The organism is Photobacterium sp. BZF1 (assembly GCF_014349205.1).
GTDB lineage: Bacteria > Pseudomonadota > Gammaproteobacteria > Enterobacterales > Vibrionaceae > Photobacterium.
In genome coordinates, this window is the sequence record NZ_JACSOF010000035.1 from 13,481 (window position 1) to 26,034 (window position 12,554).

11 protein-coding genes are annotated in these 12,554 nt (G+C 52.1%); 4 read left to right on the forward strand and 7 right to left on the reverse strand.

The genetic code is table 11. The features are described from left to right. Positions 1 to 76: 76 nt before the first annotated feature. The 4 genes from BIZ37_RS09900 (at position 77) to BIZ37_RS09915 (ending at position 2,662) form a co-directional block, all read left to right on the forward strand. Positions 77 to 1,210: a patatin-like phospholipase family protein gene (locus BIZ37_RS09900; protein WP_187461369.1), complete on the forward strand. Its 1,134-nt coding sequence runs from the start codon at positions 77 to 79 to the stop codon at positions 1,208 to 1,210. 79 nt (positions 1,211 to 1,289) lie between these two features. Next, positions 1,290 to 2,150, forward strand: coding sequence for a GGDEF domain-containing protein (locus tag BIZ37_RS09905; protein WP_187461370.1), 861 nt, complete (start codon positions 1,290 to 1,292; stop codon positions 2,148 to 2,150). Between the two features lie 117 nt (positions 2,151 to 2,267). Beyond that, the gene (locus BIZ37_RS09910) at positions 2,268 to 2,474 is read left to right on the forward strand and encodes a YaeP family protein (protein WP_039458213.1); all 207 of its coding nucleotides are present in this window, start codon (positions 2,268 to 2,270) and stop codon (positions 2,472 to 2,474) included. Beyond that, complete coding sequence (locus tag BIZ37_RS09915) at positions 2,474 to 2,662, forward strand: DUF4250 domain-containing protein (RefSeq protein WP_187461371.1); 189 nt, start codon at positions 2,474 to 2,476, stop codon at positions 2,660 to 2,662. The genes BIZ37_RS09910 and BIZ37_RS09915 overlap by 1 nt, the downstream gene beginning before the upstream one ends. Before the next feature lie 143 nt (positions 2,663 to 2,805). On the opposite strand, the gene BIZ37_RS09920 is transcribed toward BIZ37_RS09915, so the two are convergent. The 7 genes from BIZ37_RS09920 to lpxB form a co-directional block, all read right to left on the reverse strand. Beyond that, a complete protein-coding gene (locus BIZ37_RS09920; RefSeq protein ID WP_187461372.1) occupies positions 2,806 to 4,017 on the reverse strand; it encodes an aromatic amino acid transporter in 1,212 nt (403 codons plus the stop codon). 235 nt (positions 4,018 to 4,252) lie between these two features. Further along, positions 4,253 to 4,564: a cytochrome c gene (locus tag BIZ37_RS09925; RefSeq protein ID WP_107301046.1), complete on the reverse strand. Its 312-nt coding sequence runs from the start codon at positions 4,562 to 4,564 to the stop codon at positions 4,253 to 4,255. Positions 4,565 to 4,686: 122 nt separating this feature from the next. After that, entirely contained in the window at positions 4,687 to 6,018 is a 1,332-nt protein-coding gene (gene tilS / locus BIZ37_RS09930; protein WP_187461373.1) for a tRNA lysidine(34) synthetase TilS, read from the reverse strand. A 144-nt stretch (positions 6,019 to 6,162) separates the two neighbouring features. Then, positions 6,163 to 7,122: an acetyl-CoA carboxylase carboxyl transferase subunit alpha gene (accA, locus tag BIZ37_RS09935; RefSeq protein WP_187461374.1), complete on the reverse strand. Its 960-nt coding sequence runs from the start codon at positions 7,120 to 7,122 to the stop codon at positions 6,163 to 6,165. A 60-nt stretch (positions 7,123 to 7,182) separates the two neighbouring features. Continuing rightward, positions 7,183 to 10,662 carry a DNA polymerase III subunit alpha gene (gene dnaE / locus BIZ37_RS09940; RefSeq protein ID WP_187461375.1) on the reverse strand — a complete coding sequence of 1,160 codons (3,480 nt, stop codon included), beginning with the start codon at positions 10,660 to 10,662 and terminating at the stop codon, positions 7,183 to 7,185. A gap of 145 nt (positions 10,663 to 10,807) precedes the next feature. Next, complete coding sequence (rnhB, locus tag BIZ37_RS09945; protein ID WP_187461376.1) at positions 10,808 to 11,413, reverse strand: ribonuclease HII; 606 nt, start codon at positions 11,411 to 11,413, stop codon at positions 10,808 to 10,810. A gap of 1 nt (position 11,414) precedes the next feature. Further along, entirely contained in the window at positions 11,415 to 12,554 is a 1,140-nt protein-coding gene (gene lpxB, locus BIZ37_RS09950; RefSeq protein WP_187461377.1) for a lipid-A-disaccharide synthase, read from the reverse strand.

Consider the following 12,554-nt stretch of genomic DNA (forward strand, 5'->3'; position numbering starts at 1 on the left):
CTTGTGTTAAGTCTATGTCCCACCATAAGGAAAATTAGGGATATAGTTATAGATATAACTAAAAGAAAGGAGCGCTATGGGCAGGGAAACGCCAAAGATCAGCCTGCTCCTCACCGGAGGAGGAGCACGGGCTGCCTATCAGGTCGGGGTACTCAAAGCTATTTCTGAATGGTACCCACGGGTGCACCATAGCCCGTTCAGTATTTACTGCGGCACTTCGGCAGGGGCTATCAATGCCACTTCGATTGCTTGCTATGCCTCTTGCTTCAGGTTAGGCGTCAAAAAACTCGAGTGGATTTGGTCCAGGCTACACAGCCGGCGTATCTTTGCCACGACACCAAGAGGAATGAGCGGCTACCTTGCCAGCCAGTGGTTTGCCCGCCTCCAAGCCCACCATCACGAACGGCCACCTTTTGGCTTGCTCAACAGCCGCCCGTTGCGACAACTGCTAAACCAGGTCAACAACTACTCCCGACTAGAAAAGCAAATTGCGGCAGGGAACCTTCACGGTATCTCTATTACCGCTTCGAGCTACAAAAGCGGCCACTCCGTCAGTTTCTTTCAGGGCCAGCCAGAGATCCCTGAATGGGACAGGGCCAAATCAAAAGGCCGCCGCTCACTGATCACCACCGATCATCTGCTGGCCTCCTCAGCGATTCCATTGGTCTTTCCAGCAACCCGTATCGGGCAGGCCTATTATGGGGATGGTTCGATCCACCAGCTGGCACCACTGCGCCCATCCCTGAAGATGGGGGCGGATAAAATACTGATCATCAACCTCATCAACCAGAAACTCGATAGCCCAGATCATACCCGAGCCCCCGGCCTAGCAGCATTAGGCGGCCACCTGATGGATACCATTTTCAGTGACACCCTGACTGCTGACCTAGAAAACCTCTCAAGGATCAACGCGTTAATTGACATTCTGCCCGAGGCTAAAACGAAGCAAAAGCTGCGGAAGATTGAACACATCCACCTTTCCCCCAGCCAGTCGTTTGAACAACTGGCGCGCAAGTACTATTGTCACCTGCCACCCATGACCCGGGGGTTGATGCAACTTATTGGTATCAGCCCTAAAGACGACGCTGCAATCACTAGTTATATTCTCTTCGAGCCAGCCTATATTCATGCCTTAATCAAAATGGGGTATGAAGACACTCAGGAAAAAGAAGCCTCCCTTCGCAGTTTCTTAATTAAATCAGATGATTAATAATATAAATTCTGTTTAGGTATTGAAATGGCTTAATAATTGCCTATAGTTACTTCCCTATTTATTTTTTGACACATATATGGATCCACTCCACTGGAACGACAAGCTGGCCGATAGCCAATATGCTAAACCAAGGACAAAACCCCTTGGGGCTGATCAACGCCTGTTGCTTTTACAAAAATTCCAGGGGAAGCTGGATATTAGCTTACTGTTCGAGATATTCAGCCGTGAAGTTGAAAAACAAATAGATATCAGCAGGTTAATATGGAACGCTGACAATACCACAACCCTTGCCCGCCAAGGGCAAAGTACTCAAAACCGGCAAACCTTCATCCTACGCTTCAATAAGCAGGAGCTAGGAAAGTTGCAATATCACACCCCGTACCCCCTAGATAAAGATGAAGTTAGCCTGCTTCATACCTATCACCGGCTGTTTGCCGGGCCCCTCGCCTGCGCATTGGAATATCGCCGAGTCAAAAATATGGCACTGCGTGACTACCTCTCAGGCCTTGGCAACCGCAACAGCTTCGAGCAGGATCTCAACCACGCTATTGCCATGAGCGAAAGGCGCAACATCGGTCTGGTATTGGCCATGTTTGACCTTGATAATTTCAAGCAGGTCAATGACCGCTTCGGCCACCCCGACGGTGACAAAGTGATCCGCCACTTCTCCCTGTTGTTGAAAAAATCAGTCCGAGCGACCGACCGCTGTTACCGTGTCGGTGGTGATGAATTTGCGGTCCTGCTGCAACCGGCAACCGATACGTCAGCCCTGCATGTGATCCGCAGGCTCGATGCCCTGATGGCAGATGATTCAACGTTGCGAACACTGAAAATCGGCTGTTCCAGCGGCTTTAGTGTTTACCAGAAAGGCGATACCAATATCACCCTGGTCGACCGCGCTGACCGTCATCTGTACAAACAAAAGCGTACCCGCTAAATCTCCCTGCCGTCCCCACTCAGTCTTTGGTATAGTGAAGCTTGAAAAGCATGTTTTCGCCAGCCCGCTGCACCTTCCCAGCTGGCTGCCGAAATCACTGTTTATGAAGGACAAACTATGAAAATTTATGAGTGCTGCGAGCAAGTTCGTATGATCTATGCGCAAATCGGTGGTGGTGAGCTGGGCTATATTCCCAATGCGATTCACTGTGCGGTTAAAGCACTGAATGACATCGCAGCCAACGACACGCTGCCAGAAGAGGTTCGTGAACGTGCCGCTTTTGCCGCAGCTAATTTGCTAATGAGCGATCACGAGGACGCATAATGGATCTGAACAAATACGAGACGATGGATCCTGTGATGCTGATGAGCATCGTTAACATGAAGATCCGCGATGAGTTCGGCGATCTGGATGCCTTGATCAAATTCTACGATATCGACAAGGAAAAACTCGTTGCTAAGCTAGCCAGTGCTGGCTTTGACTACCTGCCGGAAGCCAAACAATTCAGGTAATTTCTGGCAATTGGCGATTGGCGATTGGCGATTGGCGATTGGCGATTGGCGATTGCAAAGTCGGGGTCGCAAACCAAAAAACGGAAGCCGAGGCTTCCGTTTTTTTATATCAGTGAAACTAATATTCCAGCTGGCTTAGCTTATTAGCCGTTAAATACCGGCAGCAGGTTCGCCATGGCCATCATATGGAATGCGGCTGTCAGTACCCCGAAGGCAATCACGACATAAATCGTTGCGTTGCCGCCCGGAACCACGAAACCATCTTGCTCCGGTGCGCGCTGGCGCAATGTTTTAGCCAATGTCGCCGGGATAATACAGGTCCAAATCGTTGCTGCTGCACCAGCCAGGCCAATCGCCGCAACAAAGCCAAACGGTGCGACTAGCGAGAACACCAATGGTGGCAGGAATGTCACGCCCCAGGTTTTCAGACGACCTTGCTTGTTATCTTCGAAGCCAAACAGGTCAGCCAGGTAATCGAACACACCCAGCCCAACACCAATAAAGGATGAAACAATCGCAGCAATGGAGAATATATGAAGCGCTTGTTTAATGCTGTTTGAATCAATCGCTGATGTCAGTGCTGCCATTAGGGCATCCACACCACCGCCAGCCGTCACAACCGGGCCGAAGTCCTGACGCGGTAAGTTACCGAAGATACAAATCACCCAGCCAAGGTAGAATGTCAGGGCAATCACTGTACCGCCAAGGATCGCTTTTTTAGCACGGTGCTCATCCTGGTAATAATCACGCATCGTACTGACCGAGTGGTGGTAGCCAAACGAGGTTAGCGCAACAGGCAGCAGGGCCAATGCATAAGCAGAATAAGAGCTTTCGGCCTCCCCTTGGGCAAACAGAGTCGGCACGCTGATGTTGGACGCCAGTCCGGAAACACCTAGCACAAAGCTGATGATCATAAACAGGATCAACACAATGGAGATTCGGTCCACTGCACGGGTAGAGTGCAGAACGAAGGCCGAGCAGAGTGCAACAAACATTACCGACGCCAGTTCACGCGAGACACCCAGCATTTCACTGAAAATCATACCTGACGATGAAATGTACGCGTACAGTAGAATGCCACCGACAAAGTATAGAGACAGGTTATTGACTAGGTTAACCTTTTTGCTCAACACATCTTTGGCAACAGTATTAAATGAAGCTTTAAGCTCATAATGTTTCAGTGCTTCCAACAATAACCAGCCAGAAAGCGTCATCATGATCATGGTGAATGAAATGGCGATAACACTCCATAACGTCCACGCACCCGCACCTGCACTTGGCAACCCAAGCATGCCTGCCCCAACACAAACACTGGCGATAATGCACGCGCCCCCAAGTGTGGATGGTTTACTCATAATGACTCCTAAACAACATTGATGTATCAGCGTGCTAGTACAATAATGTGTTCTGTGATTTTTCGCAACAACAGAGGAATCATTTGGATAAAAGATAATCACCCAGATGGAAATATTAGTTTACGTTATGCATTCATAAAAAAATCGCCCAGCCTTATAAAGATAAAGGCTGGGCGACGGATCATCTGGCCATGGCAGGTTCACTGCCTACGGGGGCAAACCTGCCAACAGGGTTTTATTTCATCTGGGCGAAGTACGCAGCAACATTGGCAATATCCGTATCGCTGAGCATAGAAGCCTGCGGCTGCATGACCATTGCCATACCCCCCGTACGTTCTTTATTTTTGTATGCCTTCAGCGAGCTAACCAAATACTGCTCATTCTGCCCTTTGAGGTTAGGGTAACCCGGTATCACAGCGACACCATCAGCACCGTGGCAAGCAGAACATACTGCGGCTTTCGCTTTTCCTGCAACGGGATCACCCGATGCCATCGCAGGACTTGCCATCATGGCAGCAAACATTACACAAGCTAGAACTTTCTTCATCAGGTCCTCATTATTATTTTCTGTTATCCATTTATCCCACTACTGGGTATACCTTGTCTCTCGGGTATATTTTGCTGGCACGACAGATACTCAGCTCTTTAAATTGTGCCTTTTTTCAACGATTAATCCACTTTTTCCTGCTCGTAGTGCCAAGTTAGGTCACAATCCTCGCCTGCAAATGCCTCGACGACAAACAGTCCGGCTACCGCCGCAAGCTCTTCCCCATAGAAAACTAATGGCATCCGCCGTCGTTGCCAGCTCGGCACACCGTACTCCTGAAATAGCTTCTTGAGTTTACGTTTACCCACCCGGCCAACCGGCTGGACTTCCAACCCTGCAGGCTCGAAACGCACCGACACAGGCTCATCAGGCCTTGGCTGGCGAAGCTGCCCTGACATAGACGTCGCGAGCAGTAGCGTTCCCAATGATGAGGGAAGAGCACAAGCTTGATTGGGCTTCAGCGCTATCACGGTACCCGATATATCTTCATAGGGCTGGACAACATGCAAACGCTGCCTGAAGCGACGGACTTCGGCTTTTCCCCAGCATACCTTAGGGTTGGCATCTGGCTGGGCCAAGACCACAGAATGCCAAACCTGCTCCAATTGCGCCTGTGACGGCATTTTCACGCCAACTACTGCAAGCCAATGGCGCAGCAGCGCTTTACCCCGCCGCTCACTACCAGGCTTATCCGGGTGCAAACATGCGATATCCAAGCTCTGGTCGGCCGACATGGCCTGAGCAAGTTGCTCAGCAAGTAGCTCTTGTAGCAAGGCCTCCTGCTCTGCGCACAGTGCGGCACTGCGGGTAACCGCCTTGCGGATCCCCGGCCAACGCGCCGTTAACAGTGGTGTGACTTGGTGTCGCAGGAAATTACGGTCGTAGCGCTCATCGCTGTTGCTCTCGTCGTCGACCCAGCCAAGCTGATGTTCATTCGCGTATTGCTCAATGGCTGTCCGCGGCTGGTCAAGTAATGGGCGCACATGCCACCCCGATGAAAAAGCCGTGCACTTGGGCATTGCCGATAGCCCTGCCGGCCCACTTCCCCGTTTCAGGGCTAGTAGCACGGTTTCTAGCTGATCATCGGCATGCTGGGCTGTCAGCAGGATATCACCTGGCTGGATATGCCCCTGTAATGCGGCGTAGCGGGCATCCCGCGCCTGTTGTTCAACGCTTTTCCGGTTACCCAATGCCAATGTCACTTTCTCAAGCGCAAAACCGATCCCTTCCTGTGTAGCCCACTCGGCGCATTGTAGAGCCCAATGATCAGCATTCGCGCTGAGGCCATGATGGACATGTACCGCTTTGCAAGAAGCTTCAGGGTGCCGAGCTAGGTAACGCCCCATCAAATGCAGCAGCACCCGTGAGTCCATTCCGCCACTTAGGGCAAGAACAAAATGGGTTGAATGATCAGAAAGGGATTCAAGGTTGGCTTCTAGGTTGGCATAAAGCATTGAGCGACATCCGAAATTACACACTGCAAAAGTATACCCTCCCAGACCTTGTAAAGGTAAACCCTGAATAAAAAACGGGCCAGCCCAAAGGCTGACCCGCTCTATTCTTTGCCTAGCAAGCCCCTGCAGAAAGGGCTTCTTCGATTAGCAGTAACCGTAGCTCATCAGGCGCTGGTAACGGCGCTCAAGCAGAGCCTCGGTATCAAGCTGGTCCAGCTCTTCCAAGGTCGCTAGGATTTGCTTTTTCAACGACCCTGACATCTCAACCACATTACGGTGTGCGCCACCTAGCGGCTCTTCGATGATGTTATCGATAAGCTCAAGCTCTTTTAGGCGATCAGCTGTCATGCCCATTGCTTCTGCCGCCTGCGGGGCCTTGTCAGAATCGCGCCATAAGATAGAGGCACAACCTTCAGGCGAGATCACCGAGTAGGTTGAGTACTGCAGCATGTTCACACAGTCACCTACACCGATCGCTAATGCACCACCAGAACCACCTTCACCCACAACGTTACAGATAACAGGAACAGTAAGGCCAGCCATCTCTTTAAGGTTGGTCGCAATCGCTTCTGACTGACCGCGCTCTTCCGCACCGACACCAGGGTAAGCACCCGCAGTATCAATGAAAGTTACGATAGGCATTTTGAAGCGCTCTGCCATTTTCATCAGGCGAAGGGCTTTGCGGTAACCTTCCGGCTTTGGCATACCGAAATTGCGCAGCACTTTCTCTTTGGTCTCACGGCCTTTCTGGTGACCAATCACCATCACCGGGCGACCGTCAAGGCGGGCAATACCACCAACCAAGGCTTTGTCATCGGCAAACGCGCGGTCACCAGCCAGTTCATCGAACTCGGTAAACATGTTCTCGACATAGTCGAACGTGTATGGGCGCTGTGGGTGACGTGCCAACTGAGCCACCTGCCAAGCACCAAGATCACCAAAGATTTTCTTGGTCAGCTCTAGGCTCTTCTTTTCCAGTTGCTCAATTTCTTTATCCAAATCAACCGATTTAGATTCATCACGGCGAGAAACATCACGCAGTGCTTCGATTTTTGCTTCTAGTTCAGCAATCGGTTGTTCAAACTCAAGGAAGTTCAGGCTCATACCATTTCAGTCCTTTTGCTCATAATTCTGGGTATCTGTAACAGATAACTATGGGCTATTTTAATTAAACTCAAGCTCAACCTGCTTATCACCCAGCAAAATTTTGAGATCAGAGATTAGTTGATCTGCCGGGGTTACACGCCACTCTGTTCCCAGAGTCAATTTAGCGCGGGCATTCGAGCGCTGATAGTACACGTTAACAGGTACGGTACCTGCACGGTGCGGTTCCAGCACTTTGCTGAAACGTTCAAAAAACTGTTCATCAATTTGCCTCTCTGTAAGCGAGATGGCAAGGCCGCGTAGGTGCTTTTCTCTCGCATCTGAGATATCTAGCACTTCCCGGGCCGACATTTTAAGGCCGCCATTGAAATCATCAAAGCTGACCTGTCCGGAAACGACCAGAATTCTATCTTTTTCAATCAAATCCAAGTGACGTTCTAGCGCATCTGAGAACAACATCACTTCCATCCGGCCACTTCGGTCATCGAGGGAAAGAATACCAATCCGTGAACCACGCTTGGTTGTCATCACCCGGGCTCCGATAACCAATCCTGCGACCGTCACAACCTTGTCCCGTCCTGTTGGTTGGGCATCTTTCAGGCGCCAAGTCGTGTAGTGCTTGAGTTCCGGCACATACGCATTGATAGGGTGACCGGTTAGATAGAGCCCAAGCGTCTCACGCTCCCCTTCCAGCCAGACTTTATCTGGCCACTCAGGAATGTTGGCATAAGCGTGCTCAACCTCTTCCGGTGCCGCTGTCAGCACCCCGAACATATCGGTCTGGCCAAACGCCTCGGCCTGGTGATGCTGGCTCGCGGCACGGATAGCATCATCAAGTGTTGCCATCATGGCGGCACGGTTCGGCCCCAAGCGGTCCATCGCACCGGACTTAATCAGTTTCTCCAGTACCCGCTTGTTTACCTTCTTGGTGTCGATACGGGCACAGAAGTCAAACAGGTCCTTAAAGTGGCCGCCCTTCTCGCGTGCGGCAATAATATTTTCGATTGGGCCTTCACCCACCCCTTTCACCGCACCGATACCGTAGACAATGGCACCGTTGTCATCAACGTTGAAACGGTATAGGCCCTTGTTCACATCCGGCGGCAGAAGCTCAAGCTTCATCCGGTGGCACTCATCTACCAGGCCGACGATCTTATCGGTGTTATCCATATCGGCGGTCATTACCGCCGCCATAAATTCAGCCGGATAGTGGGCTTTCAGCCACAATGTCTGGTAGGAAACCAATGCATAAGCAGCGGAGTGGGATTTGTTAAAACCATAGCCGGCGAACTTCTCTACCAAGTCGAAGATCTTCATCGCCAACTCGCCGTCAATGCCGTTCTTCACTGCTCCTTCTTCGAAGGTGGCACGCTGCTTGGCCATCTCTTCCGGCTTTTTCTTACCCATTGCACGGCGGAGCATGTCCGCGCCACCCAGGGTGTAGCCAGACAGGACCTGGGCGATCTGCATCACCTGCTCCTGATAGAGGATGATGCCGTAGGTTGGTTCGAGAATGTCTTTCAGTGACTCGTGCTGCCAAGTCGCATCCGGGTAGGATACTTCCTCGCGCCCGTGCTTACGGTCGATGAAGTTATCTACCATGCCCGATTGCAATGGACCCGGACGGAACAGGGCTACCAGTGCGATCATATCTTCGAAACAGTCCGGCTGGAGGCGCTTGATCAGATCTTTCATCCCGCGCGATTCAAGCTGGAATACCGCGGTGGATTCCGAGCGCTGCAGCATGGCAAACGACTTGGCATCGTCCATCGGGATCGCCGCGATGTTAACCGGCTCCTTGCCCTGCGCTTCAAGGCGCGGGTTGATCATCCCCAGCGCCCAGTCAATGATGGTCAGGGTACGCAGACCCAAGAAGTCGAACTTAACCAGGCCCGCGGTTTCCACGTCATTCTTATCGAACTGGGTAACCGGGTTGGCCCCTTCCGCATCACAATACAGCGGTGCGAAGTCAGTGATTGTGGTTGGCGAGATAACAACACCACCGGCGTGCTTACCGGCATTTCGCGTCACACCTTCGAGGATGCGACACATATCGATCAGATCTTTGACTTCCTCGTCGGCTTCATACACCTGCGGCAGTTGCGGTTCGGCCTCGAAAGCCTTGGCCAGCGTCATACCCGGCTCTGCCGGTACCAACTTGGAGATTCGGTCAACGAAACCATATGGGTGACCGAGTACACGGCCTACGTCACGGATAACCGCCTTCGCCGCCATAGTACCGAAAGTGATGATCTGAGATACCGCATCCCGGCCATACATCTCGGCAACGTGATCAATAACCTGATCACGCTTATCCATACAGAAATCGATATCGAAATCGGGCATCGAGACACGTTCCGGGTTAAGGAAACGTTCGAATAGCAAGTCGAATTCCAGCGGATCAAGATCGGTGATATCCAGTGCATAGGCCACTAGCGAGCCCGCACCCGAACCACGGCCCGGACCAACCGGTACCCCGTTGTCCTTCGACCACTGGATGAACTCCATTACGATCAGGAAGTAACCCGGGAAACCCATCTGGTTGATTACTTTGAGCTCGATATCGAGGCGCTCGTCATATTCAGGACGACGCTCGGCACGCTCTTTCTCATCCGGGAACAAGAATTTGAGTCGGCGTTCCAGGCCCTCTTGCGACTCCTTGATCAGGAAGTCTTCAATGGTCATCTCCCCTGTCGGGAAGTTAGGCAGGAAGTATTCACCGAGGCGGACGGTCACGTTACAGCGTTTGGCGATCTCGACACTGTTTTCCAGTGCTTCCGGGATATCAGCAAACAGCTCGCACATCTCTTCTTCGCTGCGCAGGTATTGTTGTTCACTGTATAGCTTCGGCCGGTTAGGATCGGCCAAGGTGTAACCATCATGGATAGCCACGCGGATTTCGTGGGCATCGAACTGATCCGCCGTCAGGAAACGTACGTCATTGGTTGCTACCACTGGCAGCTCAGCCTGCTCGGCCAATTCAATGGCAAAGTGCAGGTAAGCCTCTTCATCGGCACGGCCCGTTCGAACCAACTCGAGGTAGTAAGCATCAGGGAAATGCGCCTGGTAAAACTCAACACACTTACTGACCAATTGCTGGTTACCCTTGAGCAACGCCTTGCCGACATCACCGCTTTTACCACCGGAGAGCAGGATCAATCCTTTCTTGTGCTCCACCAGCCATTCCTTATCGATGACCGGAAGGTGTTGGACATGGCCACGCTGATAAGCTTTGGAGATCAACATGGTCAGGTTCTGGTAGCCGTCGTTGTCGCTGGCCAACACGGTCAGATCACACAGCTCCTCCCCCATCTCTTCGGACATTACCTTAAAGTCCGCCCCGATGATCGGCTTCATGCCCGCACCATGGGCAGCAAAGTAGAATTTCACCAAGCCACACAGGTTGGTGTAGTCCGTCAGCGCCATTGCGGGCATGCCCATGCCAGCCACGGTTTTCACCAGCGGCGGTACTTTGGACAAGCCGTCAACCATAGAGAAGTCACTGTGGACACGGAGATGAATAAAACGAGGTTCAGCCATGAATAACCAGAATAGAGTTGTTCAAAAAACAAGATGGTGATTATAGCCCAAAGCACCATGGCTGTTGACTCTAATCACCATCTTTTGACACAGCAGGATTTAAAGGGATGCAAAAGTCCGCGGGTTGGCAGGATTATAGCCGCCTTCAGTCCAGACCAAGGATCCGTTTGACCGGCTTGAAGCTTTTGCGGTGCTGCTCGATAGCGCCATGCTCAGCCAAAGCCTCGAAATGTGCCTTGGTCGGATAGCCTTTGTGCTTAGCAAAGCCATATTGCGGATATTCAGCATCCAGCACTTCCATCTCGCGGTCGCGGGTTACCTTCGCCAAAATAGAAGCGGCACTGATCTCTGCCACCCGCAAGTCGCCCTTCACCACAGCCTGTGCAGCCATCGGCAGATCCGGAATACGGTTACCGTCGACCAACACAAAGTCAGGCTGGACAGAAAGACCGGCAACCGCACGCTGCATGGCTACCATGGTTGCCTGCAGGATATTGAGCTGGTCAATCTCTTCCGGCTCACAGCGGCCCAATGACCAAGCAAGCGCCTTTTCCTTGATTTCGTCAAACAGCAGGTTGCGCTTCTTCTCAGTCAATTTCTTTGAATCCGTCAATCCCTCGATTGGGTTGGCCGGATCCAAAATTACCGCTGCAGTCACCACCGCGCCTACCAGCGGGCCACGGCCCACTTCATCAACGCCGGCAATACAAGTTGCTACCGGATATTCAAACGGTTCTAGTTCTTTGCTCATGTTACTTATCAATTAGTTGCAGGACTGCGGCAGCCGCTTTCTGATCAGCGTTACACTTGATCAGCTGGTGCAGCCGGTTAAATTCAGCCATTAATTCGGTATTGTCAGCGTCGAGGAATCGGTTTACCTCTGCAGCCAGGTTTTCTGGGGTGCAGTCATCCTGAAGCAACTCGGGCACCAATTCGCGATCGGCCAAAATATTGGCCAACGACACGTACTTGGTTTTAAGCATTTTCTTGGCCAGCCATGCGGTTAGCGGCTTAACCTTATAACCCACAACCATCGGCCGTTTGACCAGCATACACTCCAGTGCCACGGTGCCAGATGCCAGCAATACTGCATCAGAGGCAATCATGACATCGCGCGCCGTATCGTCGACCAGCACGAAATCGAGTTCAGGTGCCGTTTCACGCCATGCTTGTTCAAACTGGGCACGGCGCTTCTGGTTAACCAGCGCAACCACAAACCCGAGATCCGGGTGCTGTGCCTTGAGTAGCTTGCAGGTTTCGATAAACGGCGGAGCCAGCAACTCCATTTCGCCGCCACGGCTACCCGGTAATACGGCCAGCCAGCGTTTGTCCTGCTCAAGCCCTAGTAACTCGCGCGCAGCAGCCTGATCGGTCTCCATCGGGATCGCATCCGCCATAGTATGGCCGATAAACTCGCACGGAACGTTGAACTTGTCGTAGAAGGCTTTCTCGAACGGCAGGAAGGCAAGCACCAGGTTGGTCGCCGCTTCGATTTTGAAGATCCGCTTCTGGCGCCAGGCCCATACGGACGGGCTGACGTAATGCACGGTTTTGATCCCGGCATCTTTGAGGTTACGTTCCAGCCGCAAGTTGAAGTCCGGCGCATCGATGCCGACAAAGACATCCGGCGGGTTGTCTGTGAAATACTTGACCAGTTCAGCCTTGACCTTGAACAGCCTCGGCAGGCGACCAAGCACTTCGACAATGCCCATCACCGCCAGCTCTTCCATATCAAACAGTGTCTCGCAGCCTTCGGCCTGCATCCGAGGCCCGGCTATACCGACGAACTCGGCATCCGGATACTGTTCTCGCACCGCCTGCATAAAGCCGGCACCTAAAATATCGCCGGAGATTTCCCCGGCGACAATTCCTATTCGAAGTGGCTTCGTCAT

Coding starts and splice junctions, on each gene's coding strand:
- BIZ37_RS09900 (WP_187461369.1), top strand. CDS start 77: ATGGGCAGGGAAACGCCAAAGATCAGCCTGCTCCTCACCGGAGGAGGA.
- BIZ37_RS09905 (WP_187461370.1), top strand. CDS start 1,290: ATGGATCCACTCCACTGGAACGACAAGCTGGCCGATAGCCAATATGCT.
- BIZ37_RS09910 (WP_039458213.1), top strand. CDS start 2,268: ATGAAAATTTATGAGTGCTGCGAGCAAGTTCGTATGATCTATGCGCAA.
- BIZ37_RS09915 (WP_187461371.1), top strand. CDS start 2,474: ATGGATCTGAACAAATACGAGACGATGGATCCTGTGATGCTGATGAGC.
- BIZ37_RS09920 (WP_187461372.1), bottom strand. CDS start 4,017: ATGAGTAAACCATCCACACTTGGGGGCGCGTGCATTATCGCCAGTGTT.
- BIZ37_RS09925 (WP_107301046.1), bottom strand. CDS start 4,564: ATGAAGAAAGTTCTAGCTTGTGTAATGTTTGCTGCCATGATGGCAAGT.
- tilS (WP_187461373.1), bottom strand. CDS start 6,018: ATGCTTTATGCCAACCTAGAAGCCAACCTTGAATCCCTTTCTGATCAT.
- accA (WP_187461374.1), bottom strand. CDS start 7,122: ATGAGCCTGAACTTCCTTGAGTTTGAACAACCGATTGCTGAACTAGAA.
- dnaE (WP_187461375.1), bottom strand. CDS start 10,662: ATGGCTGAACCTCGTTTTATTCATCTCCGTGTCCACAGTGACTTCTCT.
- rnhB (WP_187461376.1), bottom strand. CDS start 11,413: ATGAGCAAAGAACTAGAACCGTTTGAATATCCGGTAGCAACTTGTATT.
- lpxB (WP_187461377.1), bottom strand. CDS start 12,554: ATGACGAAGCCACTTCGAATAGGAATTGTCGCCGGGGAAATCTCCGGC.